Raw genomic sequence first — 18,283 nt, 5'->3', positions numbered from 1 at the left:
GATCGTCGCCTTGGTAGGCCCTTACCCCACCAACTAGCTAATCGGACGCAGGCTAATCTTAAAGCGCCAGGCCATAAATGGTCCCCAGCTTTCCTCCTAAGAGCTCATCCGGTATTAGCATGAGTTTCCCCATGTTATCCCAAACTTTAAGGCATATTCCTACGCGTTACTCACCCGTTCGCCACTCGCCACCCATCTAGTAAACTAGACCGTGCTGCCGTTCGACTTGCATGTGTTAAGCATGCCGCCAGCGTTCAATCTGAGCCAGGATCAAACTCTTCAGTTCAATTCCTGTGCTAGATCTCTCTAGCTTCTTTACTTCTTTCTTTTGCACTTCAATCACTCAAAGCGCCCACACAGTTTGTCTTCTATCTTCTTAATGAACCCGCCCCGTAGGCGTGATGCGTATTCTACTCATCCTTATCTCCTTGTCAAACACTTTCTTTAATTTTTTGACAAAATTTTTTCCTCCAATGAAAGTCCTTCTTTTGTATTCCTTTATCCAAACCCAATGACATCATTATATTAATAAGCAGCACTATTAATACAATTGATAAAGCCTCCGGAAAAGTATAATTCAGCGCTAAAAGCTTACCCACCACTGGCTGTAATAAGGGTGCACTCATCATTAGAATCATATTACTTGTAGATAAAGCAGTAGCGCGAATAGTGGCGGGGACTGCATCTTTTACTACAGCAAAAGATTGAATATAGCAGGATGAGAAAAAACCCAACAATAATAGTATAAGATATAAACCCCATAATGATAATTTAGGTGCATACAATAGTATTGCAAAGAGCAAAGCGGTGATACTGGTAAATAAAATCATAATGAAGGATCTGTGTTCCCAGCGCTGAATAAGCCAAGCATTACACGGTCCGCCAATTCCAATGCCGATAAAAACCATGGACATCATAGCTCCGGCTGATTCTAAAGAAAGAGGTTGAAATTTTTGCATGCAAAAAGGAACGCCCCAAAGCGTTACAACCACATTAACTATGGCAAACATTGCAAAACCGTAGTAACCGGCCAGCCAAACTTGCTTATTGGATAAAGTTTGCTTGAGTATAGATCTTAATGTTAGCTGGACGTTGTCGTTCTTTTGTCGTGACGCAGGTTGATTGTGAACCACAAAAGTAATAGTGACAGCCATCACTAAAGCGCAGCAACCCGCTAAAATCATTGTCATTCGCCAGCTGTAATGAGTAATAATCCAAGCCATCCCAATTTCTCCTGCTGCAACGCCAAACATCGCTAGGGTTTCTGAAATCCCAACTAACAACGCAAAATGTCGTGCAGAAAACCAAGAGGAAGTAACATAAAGCATCCCTACAAAACCAAAGGCACTCCCCGCTCCCATAATTATTCGGGCAATATAAGCCTGCCAATAGAGTTGGCTGAAAGCTAAACAAAAAATACCTAAAGAAAGTAAGCATGAGGCAAGAATTAAAATTTTTCGTGGCCCGTAGCGATCATAGGCAAAACCTACAGGAATTTGCATGAACACATAAGAAATAAAGAAAGCACCCGACAATGCTCCAACCTCCGTACTCGTGAGATGAAAATCCTTTTTCCATTCGGTAGCCATTAATCCGGCCATTGTTTGAAGATAAAATTGAAATAATACAAAACAGGTTGTAGTTCCCCAGTTAAGCCAGGGTAAAAGCTTAGGCATGATACAGAGACTTAATTTTGTCATAACAGATTACACGGATGTTAACATAGTTATGGAGGTGTTCTTCACTCAAAAACCATGATTTATCTGATTTATTACTGAAGACCTAGCCATCCCTATTATTTTTTGCTACTCTTCGCAATTCAACGATGGTGGCTCTATTGGTCCCCTCGCGACGATAGGTTGCGAACCCCGTCAGGCCCGGAAGGGAGCAGCGGTAGCAATTGATGCGGGCGCCGGGGTGTGGCTTTTAGAGCTGCCGCCCAATTTGTGAAAGCCCAATGAGCTATCTGGCACTAGCGCGTAAATGGCGACCACGTACCTTTTCCCAACTGGTTGGCCAGGAACATATAAATAAGGCATTAATCAACTCGCTTAATCAGCAACGGTTGCACCATGCCTACCTTTTTACTGGTACACGCGGAGTGGGTAAAACCAGTGTTGCTCGACTTTTGGCCAAATCGCTTAATTGTGAACGAGGAATTAGTGCACAACCTTGCTTGCAATGCGATGCCTGCTTAGCAATCGAACAAGGCCGTTTTATAGATTTAATTGAAATCGACGGTGCTTCAAGAACGCGCGTGGAAGATACGCGTGAACTTTTAGAAAATGTTCAATATAGTCCAGTGAATGGACGATTTAAAATCTATTTAATAGACGAAGTGCATATGCTTTCACAGCATAGCTTTAACGCTTTGTTGAAAACCCTGGAAGAACCTCCTTCTCATGTGAAATTTTTATTGGCAACTACTGACCCTCAGAAGCTGCCTGTCACGGTTCTCTCACGTTGCCTGCAATTTAGCCTTAAGCATTTGCCAGCAGAGATGATCAGTCAACACTTGCAGCATATTCTGCAAGATGAACAATTACTCTTTGAACTTGAAGCTGTCGAGCTCTTAGCTAAAGCAGCGAAGGGAAGCATGCGTGATGCGTTGAGTTTACTCGATCAAGCGATCGCTAGTGCGGATAACCAGCTAAAGGCACAAGAAGTAAAATTTATTTTAGGCTACACTCAGCAGGATTATGCAATACAATTATTACAGGCTCTAGCAAGATTGGATGCCCAAAAACTCATTCAGGTGAGTAGGCAAATTGCTAGCGAAGGGGGGCATTTTCGTTATGTACTGGATGAATTACTGGATTATCTACATCAAATGACAATCCATCAAGCGCTTGCTAGCGATAATCCTTTAATCAAAACTCACTCCGAAATAAAAGCACTAGCTAATCAATTGAGTCCCGAAGATGTGCAATTGTTTTATCAAATTGGGATTAAAGGGACCGAAGAGATAGCTCTAGCACCGACTTTAGCCATTGGGTTTGAAATGACTTTATTGCGTATGCTGACGTTTAGACCCGCCTCCAAAGTAACTACTCCCCCGCTGGCTTATGAGGCGACGAGAAACTCGACAGTTCCAGCAAATTCCAGTCACAGTGATGAAGTATTTAGCGAACAGGAATCAACATCCCCTAGGAATGAAGAGCATATCGAAGAAATTCTTGCTCCCTCTTTTGAGGCTGCAAAGCAATCTGCGATTAATTCGCATACCGATGATTGGGAAGCTATTTTGATTCGGTTGAAATTAACTGGATTAGCTTTAACAGCTGCAGAAAATGCCGAATTTGTTATAAAATCAAATCAAGAAGTCACGCTTCGTGTTGCTAAAGGACACCGATCATTATTTACCCCCACAGTGGTAACTCGGATAGAGCAAGCACTAGGCATTTATTATGGCGAATTGATTAAAATTAATCTGATCACTGAAGATACAATTCAGTCTTCTCCTGCTCAACAAAAGCAAATTGTTCAGCATCAACGGCAACAAGAGGCAGAAATCAATTTGCAAAATGACCCCTTCTTTCAACAGTTGCAACAAGAATTTTCAGCTGAATTGGTCAAAAATTCTATTGCCCCTGTTAAAGATGAATTATAATTAACAAGTTAATTAATCGTGAGGTAACTATGGATATTAGTCAAAATCTGGGCAACTTGATGAAAGAAGCGCAAAAAATGCAACAACGCATGCAAGAAGCTCAAGAGCAATTAAGTAAATTAGTGGTAGAGGGTGAATCAGGCGGTGGAATGGTTAAGGTAAAAATGAATGGCCGTCATGATGTCGTTGAAATTAAAATTAATCCGATGCTGATGGAAGAAGATGTTGAGATGCTTGAAGATTTAACGGCAGCAGCTTTCAATGATGCAGTTCGCAAAGTGGAAAAAGCCTCTAAAGAAAAAATCAGTCAGTTGACCGCTGGTCTTAATATTCCAACTGATTTTATGAAAGATAAGGAAGATAAGGAATAATAGAGCTAATGGATGCTTTAAGCCGTTTGGTGGATGCTTTCCGTTGCCTACCTGGAATTGGCCCAAAATCTGCGCAGCGTATGGTGTTTCATCTTCTGCAACACCAGCGCCAGCGCGGCTTACATCTCGCTTCATGCCTAGAACAAGCCATGCTGGCTATTCAACATTGTCAGCGTTGCAATAATTACACTGAGCAAGATTTATGCGCACTCTGCCAGAACCCATCTCGTGATTTATCGACGATTTGCATTGTCGAAAACCCAGCTGATGTCGCTGCAATCGAGCAATGCAATGCGTTTAACGGTTGCTACTATGTATTGATGGGAAAAATTTCACCGCTTGATGGTCTTGGACCAGAGGACATTGGCTTACCTCGATTACGAGATTTAATCATCCGTGAAGACATAAAAGAGGTTATTTTCGCCTTAAGCCCGACCGTTGAAGGGCAAACCACGGTTCACTTCATTCACGAACTTTTACGCGGACATCCATTACGTATTAGTCAATTAGCCCATGGAATTCCCTCTGGTGGCGAATTGGAATTTCTCGATGCCAATACAATCAGCAGCGCATTACGAAATAGAGCTAAGATTAATGTTTAGTTTTAATCCGTTTAGATATTGCTATGCACCCAGGAAACGCCAAAGTTCTATTTTTAGCTTATTGAAATCGCTTGGGTATATTCTTTTCATAAGCTTAATGCTAACAGCAAGCAGCGTATACGCTTCGTTTAATAAAAGTCTGTGGCCAATATGGGAAGTTAATAATCCATTATCAAGGGCAAGTATTGATCATAGTGATTGGCAAGAATTCCTCAACCATCGCGTAAAAACAAATGAAGAAAATATCAATTTAGTGGATTACGCGCATCTTACTGACGAAGATTACGCTTTATTGCAGCGATACATCGAAAAAATGTCAAAAATCGATATTGATAAATACAATCGCAATGAACAATTAGCTTTTTGGATTAACCTCTACAACGCACTCACTGTACAAATCATAGCCGATTATTATCCTGTCGGAAGCGTTGAAGAGATAAGCATTTCTCCCGGCTTATTTAGCATCGGACCATGGGGTAAAAAAGTAGTCACTATTAACGGGGTTGCTTTATCGCTTGATGAAATCCAAAATCGCATTATTCGACCCATTTGGAATGATCAGCGAACACTGTATGCGATTAATAATGGCTCCATAGGTGCTGCAAATTTAAGCAAACAAGCTTATCGAGGCCCCACTATTGATGCAGCACTCAATGAAGCTGCTTTTGGTTATGTTAATTCTCTTCGAGGTGCACAAGTCATTGAAGGTGCTTTGATTGTATCCAAAATTTACGATTGGTTTAACGAAGATTTTGGTGGCACTAAGCACGATGTGATCTCTCACTTAAAACAGTTTGCCAAAGAACCCTTATGTAATCAGCTTAAACACATCAATAACATTGATAATTTTGTCTATAATTGGCATTTAAACAGTACCGTTTCAGACGAATAACACTTAAAGATCATCACATCTCAAGGTTAAGGGAAGAACATGCAAAATCATAAACCTGTTATTCTGCTCTTAGGAGCCACAGGCCAAATGGGACAACTGGTGACAGAAGAACTTGCTAGAAGTCATTTCATGACGTTGCGTCCTGCAGCGAGGAAACAAGAACAGTTGGCCATGCTTGCTGCACGCTATGGTGACTCCGTCTATATTGACCTTGATCAACCACACACTTTTACTTCAGCGCTTCAAGGCGTAAACCGTTTATTTTTATTAACCGGTTATTCCGTTTCTATGGTAACTCAATCCAAAACGGTGCTTGATGCAGCAAAAAAAGCTGGCGTTGAGCACATCGTTCACTTAGGTGTGTTTAGTGAAGCATGGGATTGTACTACGCCACATTTTGCCTGGCACCAACTGATTGAAACCTATATAAAACACCTCGAATTTAAATGGACATTTCTTCACCCTAATTGCTTTTTTCAAAATCTCCTTAATTTTTCTCTTCTAAAAAAGGGAAAGTTTCGTTGGTACACCTCCAAACCCTGTGGCTGGATTGCCTTAGAAGATCTTGCTGAGGCAACAGCAAAAATACTTTTGGAGGGTCCTGAAAAACATCATGGTAAAGATTATTGGTTTTCAACCGAATCCTTGGATTTACAAAAATTAACCCAAATTCTAAGCAATAAGACCGGAAAGCACGTCACAGCCGATTTACAATCGGCCGAGCAATTTCTTAAAGATCAGGGTAGCGATTCAACATCGCTAGATCCTTATGCCTACAGTGTGGCTGAGTCCTTTGCGCAGATCGAAGATGGGCGAATGGCTTTCATTGGCAATGTGAAAGACGACATGCAAATCCTGTGTAACCGTAGGGGGCTATCGTTTGACCAGTGGGTAAAGCACCACAAGACAAAACTGATTCAATGTTTAGAGCTCACAGGAGATGAAAATATTAATTGGGGATAAGATTGGGTTTGAGAACACATAAACTTATTCTTTAACACGCAATTTTTAAAAAAATACCAGTGTAAACGAGTCCTAATTTCTCTGACCATTTTTTGAATCCCGCGGCAAGCCGCGGGGAGATAGGAATAAGTAGCTAAATCTGCGAATTCAACGGGCAAATCCACTTAGCTATTGCTGCTGTCATCTGGCAGAACCCGAGTATGTTTGCCGTACACGATGAGCACACGCTGCTTTATTTTTAATTTCAAATCTTCCGATTGCGCAACCGAAACGATCGCACCATTATTCAGTTTGATTACGTAAACATAGCCTTGTCCTCCATCAATGTATTCGCTACCTGGAGCTACTCGACTATTGCTGTTGTTGCTTTTACGGTGAAATTTAACAGGTTGTTTTGAAATAATCACCCCAGAAGCGACTTTTTTCAGTTTTCCAACCTCTGAAACATCGTATTCACTGGGATTAATGCTTTTGCATGCGCTCAGCAATAAACAAAAAATTAAGCCAAACGACCAAACCAATTTATTCATTTTTTCTCCATGACAAGTTTTTGCTCGGGCTTTATTCTACAAATAACAATCCTTTATTGCTATGAGCAAAATACTAACCGGTGCATATCAATTTTTTGACTCATTTAAAAAGGTTTATTCAAACAGTTGTCTTTTCTTTTTGGGTAAATACCACTCACTAAAATCGCAAAAGCATTAATAATCAGTGTATAATCTTGCGTTTTTAAAAAGCCTGAAATTACAATTGAATGAACGGATATAAAATATACCTAAGATATTAAAGGTATAATACTCACCCTCAATCACACTGGGATGGAGAATAAATTAATGCTATCGCGTCAAAAATACTTGCTGCTTATTGATCATTCCCCCTGGGATAACCCACTTGCAGAGTATTTTGCCAAATTTGATTATAAAATTGTGCAATTGCAAAGCTTATCGGAACTCAATGAAGAAATCCATCAACCTGCAGCTTTATTGGTAAATTGGGCCCTTTTTAAAGGAGATACTTCTATCATTGATGAACTATACCATCGTTATCCTGTTCCATTAATTGTCATTAGTAATGAAATTGATGAAGAAGCCTGCGTTAAAATGCTAGAGGCCGGCGCGGATGATTTTCTCATTAAGCCTCTTCATCCCAGGGAGTTGCATGCGCGCATCAGTGCTATCACCCGAAGAGTTCAGCGTTCAACTAAAGAAGTCGATCAAGAAAAAGAAGTGCTACGATTTGCGGACTGGCGCTTATATCCAGCATCACGGCAAATTTTCAGTAAGACGAATCAAGAATTGCAGCTTAGTGCTGGGGAGTATGATTTGCTACTTGCCTTTATACGCCAACCGCAGCGTGTCCTAGGGAGAGAATTTCTACTGCAGGTGACCAAAAATAGCGACCTCAATCCTTTTGATCGGCGTATAGATGTCCAAATCAGCCGTTTGAGACAAAAAATTGAGACTGATTCTAAAAAACCCGCCCTCATTAAAACAATTAGAAATGGAGGTTATTTATTCACTGCTCGGGTGATAACCTCTAAAGAAAGTGAGACAGGCGAACCCCTAAATGACCTTTCCTAGGGTTTAATTCATAATGCTATTGTTCAAAAAAAAATTTTGAATTTATTTTGGAATTTGCATGGATTTTAAACAGGATGAAATAAGGATACCAATATGCACGGAAAAGGTGAGCAAACAGGGAAAAAAATTAAAAAGGGGAGTGCTTTTCTCGGTCTTTTCAAATTAAAAGGAAAATCAAACTCAAGCGCTACGCTAAAGGACTACACCACCGATTCTTCGAGTAGCTCATTGATTGATCTCTCCATTTCTACCTCTGCCTCCACGATAGATATCCCTCAATTAGAAACAGAAAAACTTGATTTATCCTCTCCCCAAGTTACACCCAAAACACCACGTAGCATTGCTCTTGATTCACTCATTTCGCTTGAAAAAAATCCTGAGCTTTGGCGAGCTACCTTAGTTTATGAAATAATAGGAGAGCAAAATGACGAAGCCATCCAAACTCGAAGAAACTTTCATTGGCAGACAGCTCAAAGTCTATTAACCCTTGAGAATACGCAATTACAAGTTGAACTATACCAAATTAAACGCGATCAAATTTTATTACTTAGAGAAATTTTCAAAATTTTAGATCTGGGTTATCAAAATTATTTAAATGAAACAGATGATAAATTTAAGCAGGCAAAAAATTTACAACAGTATTTGCGCTCTTGCGTTGAAACAATCATCTCTAATTCATTATTCGACTCTAATTCACAAATAGTCGAATCAATAGAGAATGAACAACTACAACGATGCTTTGAATCAATGAAATTTATTGGTGATATGGAGTTTCGCCTTCGTGCTGTAGTTCAACTCCAGCCACTTCGATTCCATCGTGCAATTAAGTTTAATGATCCTTCATTAGACAAAATATTACCTTTTCTTTGTCCTCTGCAGCAGGTGGTCGAATATGAGAATTTAATCGCTCAGCTGGAAGAAAAAACGACGCAAGCCGGATATCACTATCAGAAAATTCAAGAGCATATGAAGAACTTAAGATTAGCCCTGGATGCAGGAAGGATTCCCAGCGAGTATATAAGTTTACGTTCTATGCTCCCTAGTAACGAAGCATTTCGGACCGTGTTGATGAGATTATTAATCACCAAGCTTTTTGAAAAACCCTCAGCTAAATGCCCTAAATGCACCACAGTAGAAGCTGACCTTTTTATTCCTAAAGATAGTGCATTACACCTTGCACTTACAGATAAGGTCGCCGCCTTTTCAAAACTGTATAAAAAAATACACGAAAGCTCGAGCTCTCGGCTTCTGGAATCAGCGGCTAAAAATCTCTCAAGAGAGTTAGAATCAGAATTGACTCATGAACGAGGGGCTCAACTTGAATTTGAATATTCGCGTTTAGGAATTTAATCCGGTTGGATGGTTTCTTTTGAAATCATCCAACCCATTTTCTGCCATTGTTTTAAATTAATCGGTACAGTTTCATAGGACTTTCGCGATGCTTTAAAGTCGCATTACCAACGAATTCAGCCTTGACTTCAGGGAATTTATTAATTGCATCTTCAGAGATTAACACACTCGTATTATACGTTTTATTTAGCTGTTCTATGTGAGCTGCGGAATTCACTACATCCCCAACAATAGTGTATTCTAAGCGCCTTTTTGTACCGATAGTCCCTGTCACTGCATACCCAAAATGCAATCCTATTCCTAATTTCATATCAGGTATATTACCCTTTTTTACTTCCTCATCCCTGCGTTGGATTATTGTCAGTGCGGCCCTTACTGCATTGGCTACATCATTGCCACTAGAAATAGGCGCTCCAAAGACGGCCATAAAACCATCGCCTAGAAATTTATTTATAATTCCTTTATTTTCATGAATGATTTCTACCGTGTATTGAAAAAAATTATTAAGATATTTAACCACGGTTGATGGATCATTTTGCTCTGTGAAATGAGTAAAATTCCTTATATCCAAGAACATAATACATACAGGAATATATTCGCTGGCATTCGCATCTTTGGATAATAATCTCGAGACAACTTCCGGAGAAACATGTTGGCCAAAAATACTTTCGATTCGATCACGTTCTTTTTGGGCAGTAAAAACGGCATTAAGCTGTTTTTTTATTTGAGAGGTAATAAATCCTGTCACTATACCCCCGATGAATAAAACAGCTATGCGAGACGCAAAAGTATGCCGTTCCATTAAAAAAGGATCAATTCCTGCGGTATTGGTATAATGCAAAATATAATAAGATATCACTCCATACTCCACTGCCGCGACTAACCCTGAAAAACGACATAACCATTCATTTAATGTCAGCGCAGAAAGAATGATAAAAAGAAAATAAATTAAAACAGGCGGCATTAATAATACGTAAGCTGGGGTTTGAAATTTTGAAAAAAAAATAATCCCTATGCTTGGGATACTAACTTCAATAAAAGCATTAAGATATCGGAGGAAATTTGGCATGATTTTCTTCTGCTTAAGGTATTGACAAATAACCTTCCGCACAAGTAAAAAATACAATGAAACAGTAGCTAAATAACCAGGTAAAATTGCCACTGAAGCATTCCTCATGTACTGGTGGTATTCTTCAGGAGACAAGGCAATGAATATAATCCACATTAACGCCAATACTGCGAAAACACTGGTTAAGATGGTCGTTCTTAACTTCTCGCTTTTTAATGTTTCTATCTCAAGAGTTGTTTGCATCGATTTACTCTGCAAAATCCATTTCTTTTATTTTAGACTAAGCATGATGCTAAATAGGAGAGAACTACATCGAAACGGTTCTTTTTTTCTTGTTTACTTTAACTATTTTGACGGTTTTTATTGTATTATCACCTACCTTCAATATTTCAAACCGAAAATTTTCAATTTGCAGACAGCAATCGGGTGGGGGAATATAACCTAAATGCTCGATAATTAATCCGCTAAGGGTGCGAGGACCAATCATCGGTAATTGCCAATTTAAGAGCCTATTTAAATGACGCAGCGTAATGCTCGCATCAACAATGACCGAGCCATCTTCTTGCTGCAAAATGTCTTTGCTTAAATCAGCGATGTCCGTCGTGAATTCGCCCACTATTTCTTCAAGGATATCTTCCATTGTAACTAAGCCAAGTAAGTCCCCATACTCATTGACAACAAAACAACTGCGTTTTTTCATTTTGCGAAAATTTAAAATTTGCACATTCAAAGGCGTTGCTTCGGGGATAAAATAAGGCGCATCAGCAATTTTTAACAAATTATCCATATCCAGACGTTCATCAAGGGCTAAGCTCAGTACACTACGCACATGCACCATGCCCACTAAATTATCAATGGTACCGCGATAAAGCGGCAGACGGGTGTGCTGCGCGGTCTCAAATTGGTCAAGCAATTCATGCCAGGGTTGTTCTAAATCGAGACCGATAATGTCCGCTTTGGGAATCATGATATCTTCTACTGTGGCCCGCTCTAAATCAATCAAGCTGATTAGCATGCTCTTGTGCTCTACTGGCAAAAGACCTCCCGCTTCGTGAACAACGGAGCGTAATTCTTCGCCGGTTAAAGCGTCTTTTTGCACTTTATCGACAGAAATACCAAACAGCCACAAAATTCCATTGGTTATCCAGCTAATGATTTGCACGATTGGTGCTAAGAGATTTTGCATCACTTTTAAGGGCAAAGAGGTAGCAAATGCGACTTGTTGTGGATAAAGAGCAGCCAAAGTTTTAGGGGCCATTTCTGAAAAAACAAGAATAATTACGGTTAAAAAGAGTGTTGCGATAGCCACACCCACTTCTCCGTACAGCCGATGACCAATTAATGTCGCTATTGTTGAAGCCACAATGTTAGCTAACGTGTTACCAATGAGCACTACACTGAGCAACTTATCGGGGCGAGCCAGCATTTGATTAACACGAATAGCTTGCTTATTGTTTTTCTTAACAAGGTAGCGTAGACGGTAGCGATTTAGAGACATCATTCCAATTTCTGAACCGGCAAAAAAGCCGGATAAAAGAATCAGAAAGATTAGAGCAATGATCTGTATGATTAGAGAAAACTGCACCGCCTATCTCCAAATGGTTTAGACTAACACTATGAGTGACGCAATAAATTCTTCTTTCTCTTCTTCCTCATGATTATTGCAAGGTAATTTAAAATCAATTGCCTCCATTAATAATCAATCTTAGCTATACACGCTTTTTTTGAGCTTCTTGCTAATAAAAGCATTCCTCACATAATAATGTATCTTCTCAACAACCTTTCCAGCTAGCTTAGTCTTACCTGAAAAGCAGAGGCGACTCCAATGACCAGTACTGCTGCTAATGGCATCAAAATCTCACTTCAACTTGCATCAATTTGAAGAAAGCATGATAACAAGTCTTACTTCTTTGTACATACAAATGAGGAAATAAAATGTGGTTTACTTAAGCCTGTGTCAATTCTACTCCACTCATCACTATGCTATAATAGGAGTTTTGCATCTTGGGTAATCACCATGTTTGAGAATTTAACCGAGCGCTTAACACGCGCCTTTAAAAATCTAAGCGGCCAGGGGCGTCTCACTGAAGAAAACATGCAGCAAATGCTGCGCGAAGTGCGTATATCATTGCTTGAAGCAGATGTTGCGCTTCCGGTGGTTAAAGAGTTTATCGAGCAGGTTAAACAAAAAGCCCTCGGACAAGAAGTTGCTCTCAGCTTAAAAGCCGACCAAGCACTACTAAAGCTTATTCATGACGAATTAGTGCATATACTAGGAGATACGCGCGCTGAATTAGATTTCAAAACTCAACCACCCGCAGTCTTCTTAATGGCTGGCTTGCAAGGTTCAGGGAAAACAACCTCATCTGCCAAACTAGCGCGCTATTTAAAAGAAACTGAAAACAAAAAAGTCATGCTTGTGAGTGTTGACGTTTACCGTCCTGCAGCGATAGATCAACTTAGGGTATTAGCCAATCAACTCGATGTGGCCTTCTTTGAAGCTGAAGCCCATGAACAACCGCTTGCTATTGCCAAAAAAGCTTTAGATAGCGCTAAAAAACAATACATGGATGTCGTCATTCTCGATACCGCCGGCCGCTTACACATCGATGCGGAAATGATGGCAGAAATTAAAGCATTACACCAAGCGGTCAACCCAGTAGAAACCCTTTTTGTCGTGGACAGCATGACAGGACAAGATGCGGTTAATACGGCAAAAGCCTTCCACGAAGCACTACCGCTAACGGGAGTAATTTTGACTAAAACGGATGGTGATGCCCGCGGCGGTGCAGCTCTTTCCGTACGACAAATCACTGGAAAACCCATCAAATTCTTAGGTTCTGGGGAAAAAATCGATGCCTTAGAACCTTTTCACCCAGACCGAATTGCATCACGTATTCTGGGTATGGGAGATATTTTAACTTTAATTGAAGAAGTCGAACGTAAAGCCGATAAAGCAGCCAGTGAAAAACTCGCTAAAAAACTTAAAAAAGGCAAAGGGTTTGACTTAGACGATTTTAAACAACAACTTGAACAAATGAATCAAATGGGAGGCATTAGCAGCATGATGAGCAAACTCCCTGGTATGAGTCAATTACCTCAGCAAGCCATGGGTCAAATTAATGACAAAGCAATGGCTAGAACGATAGCCATCATCAACTCCATGACTCCAAAAGAACGGCGTATTCCCAAAATCATTTCGGGTTCTCGAAAAAAACGCATCGCATTGGGTTCTGGCACTCAAATCCAAGACGTTAATCGTTTGCTGAAACAATACGAGCAAATGCAAAAAATGATGAAAAAATTTACTAAGCCAGGAGGCATGAAGCAAATGATGCGGGGCATTGGTGGTTTGCCTGGTCTGAAAAATATTCTTCCTGATGATCGGAAATAAATGACACTCCTGATGAAAATAGATACTAAGTAAATAAATATTGAAAAATCGCTTCCAATGCCGAGTTAATTTTCGTAAAATACACGGCATTTTTTACGTAAACACGCTTATAAGTAGAGGAAAACAATGGTCGTTATACGTTTATCACGAGCTGGCGCAAAGAAGCGTCCTTTTTACAACATGGTCGTAACGGATAGCCGCAAGCGTCGCGATGGTGGCTACATCGAGCGAATTGGCTATTTTAATCCAATTGCACGCGGCCAAGAAGTTCGCTTGCACTTAGAAATGGATAAATTAACTCATTGGCAAAATCATGGCGCGCAGTTGTCTGACCGTGTCAAGGCATTAGTCAAAGAATTTAACAAGAAGAAAGCTGATACTAAGTAAGCGTGAATAATAGCACTGACTGGGTTGTTATCGGTCGTTTTGGCAGAGCTCACGGGATTAAGGGATTGATTACAGTTCATTCATTCACTGATCCACGTGATAACATTTTGCGTTATACAGACTGGCACGCCTACATTGATCATCAATGGAAGCTTTTAAAAATACTGCACTTGGAAGTCCGTGATAAAGCAATTCTTGCCCAAATCGAGGGTTACCATGAGCGTGAGCAGGTAGCTCGTTTGACGAATGCAGAAATTGCCGTTAGTCAGGATCAACTTCCTGCACTACAACCAGGTGAGTACTATTGGCATGAACTGATTGGCATGCAAGTTATTAATCAGCAAGGCCAATTACTTGGTCAATTGATTGAAATGCTGCCTACTGGTGCCAATGATGTCCTCGTAGTACAGGGTGAGAAAAAACACTTAATCCCCTACTTACCCGGACGATTTGTAATCGATGTCAATGTCAGTCAACGGCTTATTACTGTCGATTGGGACGTGGATTTTTAAATCAATGTTACATCTTGGCATAATTAGCTTAATGCCTGAAATGTTTGCGAGTCTGGAATATGGGGTAGTTGGACGAGCAATAGAGCAGGGTTTAGCAAAATTTGAGTACTGGAATCCACGTGATTGGGCTGCTCGACCTTACCGTCAAGTGGATGATAAACCTTATGGTGGTGGCCCAGGCATGGTCATGATGTATGAACCCTTGCATGCAGCAATTACACATGCAAAAAGCCAGATGCCAAAGACCTGTAAAACGATTTATCTCAGTCCACAAGGAAGAGTAATTCGCCAATCCGATTTAAATCGGGTGGCAAAAAATGAGCAATCCTTGCTGTTTATAGCCGGACGGTATGAAGGAATCGATGAGCGTGTGATCATTCATCATGTGGATGAAGAATGGTCGCTCGGTGATTTTGTTTTAAGTGGTGGTGAATTGGCAGCAATGGTATTTATTGATGCGATTGTGCGTTTACTACCAGGCAGCCTAGGGCATGCAGGTTCCGCTGAACAGGACTCGTTCATGAATGGCCTATTGGATTGCCCACATTACACCAGACCAGCAAGCATCAATGGTCTCGATGTTCCAGCGGTGCTGTTAGGTGGTAACCATAAGGACATAGAACGCTGGCGAAGAAAACAAATGCTGGGTAAAACCTGGCTTAAACGGCCAGACTTGTTAGAAAAAATTGAATTAAGTGATACAGACAAGCAACTGCTTGTCGAGTTTAAACGCGAACACGGTAATTCCTGCTGAAAAGGAATGCCAATTTAAGGAGTGATTCCATGACCAACATTATTGACCAATTGAATGCTGAACAAATGAAAGGCAAAGAAATTCCCGAATTTAATTCAGGAGACACTATTTTAGTCCAAGTGAAAGTAAAAGAAGGGAACCGTGAGCGTTTACAGGCGTTTGAAGGCGTTGTTATTGCCAAACGCAACCGTGGTTTAAATTCTGCGTTCACCGTTCGCAAAATTTCTCATGGCGTTGGCGTTGAACGCGTTTTTCAAACCTATAGCCCGATTGTGGACAGCATTATTGTTAAACGTCGTGGCGATGTACGTCGTGCAAAATTATACTACCTTCGTGATTTAGCGGGTCGCGCTGCACGCATTAAAGAAAAATTAACTGGCAAAAAAGAAAGTTAATTTTTTACCATGCTCATCGTTACCGCATTCAATACTCCTGCTGGCTGGCTTGAAGTTGCATACGATGAGCATTACATTCATCGCGCTATCTTTACTGAAACACCATCGAGAAACAGCAATGAGCTGCCCATCACTCACGTTATTGCTCAAGAGCTCAATGATTATTTCCAAAATCCTCATCATCGATTTCACCTTTCACTAAAGCCTCAGGGCACTCCCTACCAACAACGCGTCTGGAATGCGTTGTTAGTGATTCCTGTAGGACGAACAGTCACCTATGGTGAACTTGCCAAAGCGTTGCAATCCAGCCCACGAGCGATAGGCCAAGCCTGTAAAAATAATCCTATTGCCTTGTTTATTCCCTGTCATCGAGTTGTGGGGAAGACTGATCAGGGAGGGTATATGGGACGTGCTGACGCTTTATGCTATAAAACTTCTTTGCTCACTCATGAAACTGCTGTTGTGTAGTTTTTCTAAAAATAACATCGCTTTTTCCATCCCTTTTTTCTTCTACTGCTATGCTTAAAAGAGTATTAAGAAATTTCACAAAAAAACGATAGCAAAGCAGGTAGTCCGGATTCTGGCATAGCGCGCAGCCATTAAGTTAAGCGATAAACGTAGGCCCAACGAAAGTTGGGGTTTAAAAGTCAAATTGAGCCCAGGCCCAACCTACGTTTAATGGCAGTATAGTAAGCCTGCCCCGGCTACTAGTGACAACACTAAAATACCTAGGGAGTGCACATGAAAAAAATAAGTATAATTGCAATCTTGCTACTACTTCCCATGGCTTCCGTATTTGCAAACTGTGATTTAACCCGCTTTCGCTGGGGCTGCGATATCCCGCTCAAGCCTAGTCGCTCATCTCATGCTCATTCTTTAGTGTACTGCGGGGATTCTTACGGGTATGTCACTCAAGCACAATACGATACTCTGTCTCGTTACCGCAGAGCAAGCGTGAACATGGTACTAAAAATCAATGGGGAATACATTGACAGCCCCTGCATACCCGCTGAACGGTATTAGCGGCTAAAAATAGCATTTAACAGACTCATGGGTATACAATAGCGCTCAAATTGGCTGCGTTGGATTTCTATGCCCAAACATTTTTTTGAACTCGATGGTATCTCTATTGAAATCCTTAGAAAACCCATCAAAAACATCCATTTTCGGATTTATCCTCCTGATGGAAAGGTAAAAGTCACTGCCCCGCTTAAACTTCATCTGGATTTCATTCGCCATCAAATTGAAGCGAAACGCCATTGGATTCTCACTCAGCGAGCCAAATTGAGTGCTCACCCCCTCCAATTGCCCATGACTTTTAAGTCAGGTGAACAACATGAATTTTTAGGTAAAAAATACACTTTGATTGTCCATGAAGGCATGAAAAACCCGCAGGTATTGGTTCAAGACGAACACATCCATTGCTATACACAATCCGATGCTTCTCCATCAGGTATACAAAAACACTTGGAAAGTTGGTACAAACAACAAATGCAAGCGCATCTACCCTCATTGATCAGTAAATGGGAAACACGGATTGGCGTGAAGGCTAATACTTGGAGAATTCGAGTAATGAAAACCCGATGGGGTTCTTGCAATACGCTTGCAAAACGCATCTGGCTTAATTTAAATCTTATTAAAAAACCTTTAGAATGCCTAGAATACGTCATTGTGCATGAATTGGTACACCTCTTGGAAGCGAGTCATAATAAGCGATTTTATGCCCTTATGGATCAGTTTCTACCCCAATGGCGTGATTTTAAAGTACTGTTAAAGCAATGAATGATCAACTCGAGAACAATATCTACAATCAAGGGTTCCATATTATTGATAATTTCCTGGAGCCACAGCACTACGCACTGCTGCGAACTAAAGCTGAGCTTATGAACAGCCAAGGCCAATTTAAAAGTGCTAAAATTGGTCATCGGCTCGAAGCAATGCCTAATGCTGATATTCGCAGGGATAAAATTTACTGGTTAAATGATGACGCCACAGACAGTGCAATTAGCACCTATTTCAGCAAAATTCAGTGGATTGCTAAGACCTTGAACCAAACTTTATTTTTAGGTTTGGTCGATTTTGAAACGCATTTTGCCATTTATCAAGCCGGTTCTTTTTATCGAAAACACGTCGATCAATTTACCTCAACGCAAGAACGACGCATCTCTTGTGTCTATTACCTCAACGAGAATTGGCAAGAAGATTACGCAGGCCAATTGAATCTCTACAGCAAAGACAATCAACTCATTACCAGTGTGCTTCCATTGGGTAACCGCTTTATCTGTTTTAGCAGTGACTTGCCTCATGAAGTTTGTGAAACAACGCAAACACGCTATAGCATTGCTGGTTGGCTGAAAACACGATCGATGTCGGTGGTTTTCTAAGCACTGCTTCGTGTATA

The 18,283-nt window shown here is 40.6% G+C and carries 20 protein-coding genes, 1 rRNA gene and 1 other RNA gene; 17 read left to right on the top strand and 5 right to left on the bottom strand.

Going from position 1 to position 18,283, the window contains the following annotated elements; genetic code table 11:
* A 16S ribosomal RNA gene (locus B5D33_RS09515) occupies positions 1-286 on the bottom strand; the annotation flags it as partial.
* A 145-nt stretch (positions 287-431) separates the two neighbouring features.
* A complete protein-coding gene (locus B5D33_RS09510; protein WP_078767402.1) occupies positions 432-1,700 on the bottom strand; it encodes an MFS transporter in 1,269 nt (422 codons plus the stop codon).
* A gap of 135 nt (positions 1,701-1,835) precedes the next feature.
* Here B5D33_RS09510 and ffs point away from each other — a divergent pair.
* From ffs to B5D33_RS09480, 6 genes are all read left to right on the top strand, one after another.
* Positions 1,836-1,932: signal recognition particle sRNA small type (gene ffs, locus B5D33_RS09505), an RNA gene on the top strand.
* Positions 1,933-1,957: 25 nt separating this feature from the next.
* Complete coding sequence (gene dnaX / locus B5D33_RS09500) at positions 1,958-3,610, top strand: DNA polymerase III subunit gamma/tau (protein WP_058452136.1); 1,653 nt, start codon at positions 1,958-1,960, stop codon at positions 3,608-3,610.
* A gap of 29 nt (positions 3,611-3,639) precedes the next feature.
* Positions 3,640-3,981 carry a YbaB/EbfC family nucleoid-associated protein gene (locus B5D33_RS09495; RefSeq protein WP_058452135.1) on the top strand — a complete coding sequence of 114 codons (342 nt, stop codon included), beginning with the start codon at positions 3,640-3,642 and terminating at the stop codon, positions 3,979-3,981.
* Between the two features lie 8 nt (positions 3,982-3,989).
* Positions 3,990-4,583 carry a recombination mediator RecR gene (recR, locus tag B5D33_RS09490; protein ID WP_058452134.1) on the top strand — a complete coding sequence of 198 codons (594 nt, stop codon included), beginning with the start codon at positions 3,990-3,992 and terminating at the stop codon, positions 4,581-4,583.
* Positions 4,576-5,475, top strand: a complete 900-nt coding sequence (locus B5D33_RS09485; RefSeq protein ID WP_078767401.1) for a DUF547 domain-containing protein — start codon at positions 4,576-4,578, stop codon at positions 5,473-5,475. Before recR ends, B5D33_RS09485 begins: the two co-directional genes overlap by 8 nt.
* Positions 5,476-5,514: 39 nt before the next feature.
* A complete protein-coding gene (locus B5D33_RS09480) occupies positions 5,515-6,438 on the top strand; it encodes an NmrA family NAD(P)-binding protein (protein WP_058452133.1) in 924 nt (307 codons plus the stop codon).
* A gap of 164 nt (positions 6,439-6,602) precedes the next feature.
* Here B5D33_RS09480 and B5D33_RS09475 read toward each other — a convergent pair whose 3' ends face one another.
* Positions 6,603-6,968: a hypothetical protein gene (locus B5D33_RS09475; protein ID WP_058452132.1), complete on the bottom strand. Its 366-nt coding sequence runs from the start codon at positions 6,966-6,968 to the stop codon at positions 6,603-6,605.
* 306 nt (positions 6,969-7,274) lie between these two features.
* Between B5D33_RS09475 and B5D33_RS09470 the strand changes: the two genes are divergently transcribed.
* Together B5D33_RS09470 and B5D33_RS09465 are read left to right on the top strand one after the other, a co-directional pair.
* Positions 7,275-8,021 carry a response regulator transcription factor gene (locus tag B5D33_RS09470; RefSeq protein WP_058452131.1) on the top strand — a complete coding sequence of 249 codons (747 nt, stop codon included), beginning with the start codon at positions 7,275-7,277 and terminating at the stop codon, positions 8,019-8,021.
* A gap of 93 nt (positions 8,022-8,114) precedes the next feature.
* The gene (locus tag B5D33_RS09465) at positions 8,115-9,371 is read left to right on the top strand and encodes a hypothetical protein (protein ID WP_058452130.1); all 1,257 of its coding nucleotides are present in this window, start codon (positions 8,115-8,117) and stop codon (positions 9,369-9,371) included.
* Between the two features lie 52 nt (positions 9,372-9,423).
* Here B5D33_RS09465 and B5D33_RS09460 read toward each other — a convergent pair whose 3' ends face one another.
* Complete coding sequence (locus tag B5D33_RS09460) at positions 9,424-10,683, bottom strand: adenylate/guanylate cyclase domain-containing protein (RefSeq protein ID WP_058452129.1); 1,260 nt, start codon at positions 10,681-10,683, stop codon at positions 9,424-9,426.
* A 64-nt stretch (positions 10,684-10,747) separates the two neighbouring features.
* Entirely contained in the window at positions 10,748-12,025 is a 1,278-nt protein-coding gene (locus B5D33_RS09455) for an HlyC/CorC family transporter (RefSeq protein WP_058452128.1), read from the bottom strand.
* Positions 12,026-12,457: 432 nt separating this feature from the next.
* On the opposite strand from B5D33_RS09455, the gene ffh reads away from it, so the two are divergent.
* The 9 genes from ffh (at position 12,458) to B5D33_RS09410 (ending at position 18,266) form a co-directional block, all read left to right on the top strand.
* A complete protein-coding gene (gene ffh / locus B5D33_RS09450) occupies positions 12,458-13,834 on the top strand; it encodes a signal recognition particle protein (protein WP_058452127.1) in 1,377 nt (458 codons plus the stop codon).
* Between the two features lie 126 nt (positions 13,835-13,960).
* Positions 13,961-14,221 carry a 30S ribosomal protein S16 gene (gene rpsP / locus B5D33_RS09445; RefSeq protein WP_058452126.1) on the top strand — a complete coding sequence of 87 codons (261 nt, stop codon included), beginning with the start codon at positions 13,961-13,963 and terminating at the stop codon, positions 14,219-14,221.
* A gap of 2 nt (positions 14,222-14,223) precedes the next feature.
* Positions 14,224-14,733, top strand: a complete 510-nt coding sequence (rimM, locus tag B5D33_RS09440) for a ribosome maturation factor RimM (protein ID WP_058452125.1) — start codon at positions 14,224-14,226, stop codon at positions 14,731-14,733.
* 4 nt (positions 14,734-14,737) lie between these two features.
* On the top strand, positions 14,738-15,487 hold the full coding sequence (gene trmD, locus B5D33_RS09435) for a tRNA (guanosine(37)-N1)-methyltransferase TrmD (RefSeq protein WP_058452124.1): 750 nt from the start codon (positions 14,738-14,740) through the stop codon (positions 15,485-15,487).
* A gap of 29 nt (positions 15,488-15,516) precedes the next feature.
* Positions 15,517-15,882: a 50S ribosomal protein L19 gene (gene rplS, locus B5D33_RS09430; protein WP_058452123.1), complete on the top strand. Its 366-nt coding sequence runs from the start codon at positions 15,517-15,519 to the stop codon at positions 15,880-15,882.
* A 9-nt stretch (positions 15,883-15,891) separates the two neighbouring features.
* The gene (locus B5D33_RS09425) at positions 15,892-16,350 is read left to right on the top strand and encodes a methylated-DNA--[protein]-cysteine S-methyltransferase (protein ID WP_058452122.1); all 459 of its coding nucleotides are present in this window, start codon (positions 15,892-15,894) and stop codon (positions 16,348-16,350) included.
* 273 nt (positions 16,351-16,623) lie between these two features.
* Positions 16,624-16,905, top strand: coding sequence for a hypothetical protein (locus B5D33_RS09420; RefSeq protein WP_078767400.1), 282 nt, complete (start codon positions 16,624-16,626; stop codon positions 16,903-16,905).
* A gap of 69 nt (positions 16,906-16,974) precedes the next feature.
* Positions 16,975-17,664, top strand: coding sequence for a M48 family metallopeptidase (locus tag B5D33_RS09415; RefSeq protein ID WP_058452121.1), 690 nt, complete (start codon positions 16,975-16,977; stop codon positions 17,662-17,664).
* Positions 17,661-18,266 (top strand): 2OG-Fe(II) oxygenase, encoded by a 606-nt coding sequence (locus tag B5D33_RS09410; RefSeq protein WP_058452120.1) that lies wholly within the window; start codon positions 17,661-17,663, stop codon positions 18,264-18,266. Before B5D33_RS09415 ends, B5D33_RS09410 begins: the two co-directional genes overlap by 4 nt.
* Positions 18,267-18,283 lie beyond the last annotated feature (17 nt).

The organism is Legionella maceachernii, from assembly GCF_900167045.1.
In the GTDB taxonomy this organism is placed as follows: domain Bacteria; phylum Pseudomonadota; class Gammaproteobacteria; order Legionellales; family Legionellaceae; genus Tatlockia; species Tatlockia maceachernii.
This window is presented reverse-complemented; position numbering and strand designations above follow the sequence as displayed.

Bases quoted from the DNA above. Each gene is read 5' to 3' on its own strand.
- B5D33_RS09485 (WP_078767401.1), top strand. From the start codon at position 4,576: ATGTTTAGTTTTAATCCGTTTAGATATTGCTATGCACCCAGGAAACGC.
- B5D33_RS09415 (WP_058452121.1), top strand. From the start codon at position 16,975: ATGCCCAAACATTTTTTTGAACTCGATGGTATCTCTATTGAAATCCTT.
- rplS (WP_058452123.1), top strand. From the start codon at position 15,517: ATGACCAACATTATTGACCAATTGAATGCTGAACAAATGAAAGGCAAA.
- trmD (WP_058452124.1), top strand. From the start codon at position 14,738: ATGTTACATCTTGGCATAATTAGCTTAATGCCTGAAATGTTTGCGAGT.
- B5D33_RS09425 (WP_058452122.1), top strand. From the start codon at position 15,892: ATGCTCATCGTTACCGCATTCAATACTCCTGCTGGCTGGCTTGAAGTT.
- B5D33_RS09480 (WP_058452133.1), top strand. From the start codon at position 5,515: ATGCAAAATCATAAACCTGTTATTCTGCTCTTAGGAGCCACAGGCCAA.
- B5D33_RS09510 (WP_078767402.1), bottom strand. From the start codon at position 1,700: ATGACAAAATTAAGTCTCTGTATCATGCCTAAGCTTTTACCCTGGCTT.
- ffh (WP_058452127.1), top strand. From the start codon at position 12,458: ATGTTTGAGAATTTAACCGAGCGCTTAACACGCGCCTTTAAAAATCTA.
- B5D33_RS09465 (WP_058452130.1), top strand. From the start codon at position 8,115: ATGCACGGAAAAGGTGAGCAAACAGGGAAAAAAATTAAAAAGGGGAGT.
- B5D33_RS09475 (WP_058452132.1), bottom strand. From the start codon at position 6,968: ATGAATAAATTGGTTTGGTCGTTTGGCTTAATTTTTTGTTTATTGCTG.
- B5D33_RS09470 (WP_058452131.1), top strand. From the start codon at position 7,275: ATGCTATCGCGTCAAAAATACTTGCTGCTTATTGATCATTCCCCCTGG.
- rpsP (WP_058452126.1), top strand. From the start codon at position 13,961: ATGGTCGTTATACGTTTATCACGAGCTGGCGCAAAGAAGCGTCCTTTT.
- B5D33_RS09460 (WP_058452129.1), bottom strand. From the start codon at position 10,683: ATGCAAACAACTCTTGAGATAGAAACATTAAAAAGCGAGAAGTTAAGA.
- recR (WP_058452134.1), top strand. From the start codon at position 3,990: ATGGATGCTTTAAGCCGTTTGGTGGATGCTTTCCGTTGCCTACCTGGA.
- dnaX (WP_058452136.1), top strand. From the start codon at position 1,958: ATGAGCTATCTGGCACTAGCGCGTAAATGGCGACCACGTACCTTTTCC.
- B5D33_RS09410 (WP_058452120.1), top strand. From the start codon at position 17,661: ATGAATGATCAACTCGAGAACAATATCTACAATCAAGGGTTCCATATT.
- B5D33_RS09495 (WP_058452135.1), top strand. From the start codon at position 3,640: ATGGATATTAGTCAAAATCTGGGCAACTTGATGAAAGAAGCGCAAAAA.
- B5D33_RS09420 (WP_078767400.1), top strand. From the start codon at position 16,624: ATGAAAAAAATAAGTATAATTGCAATCTTGCTACTACTTCCCATGGCT.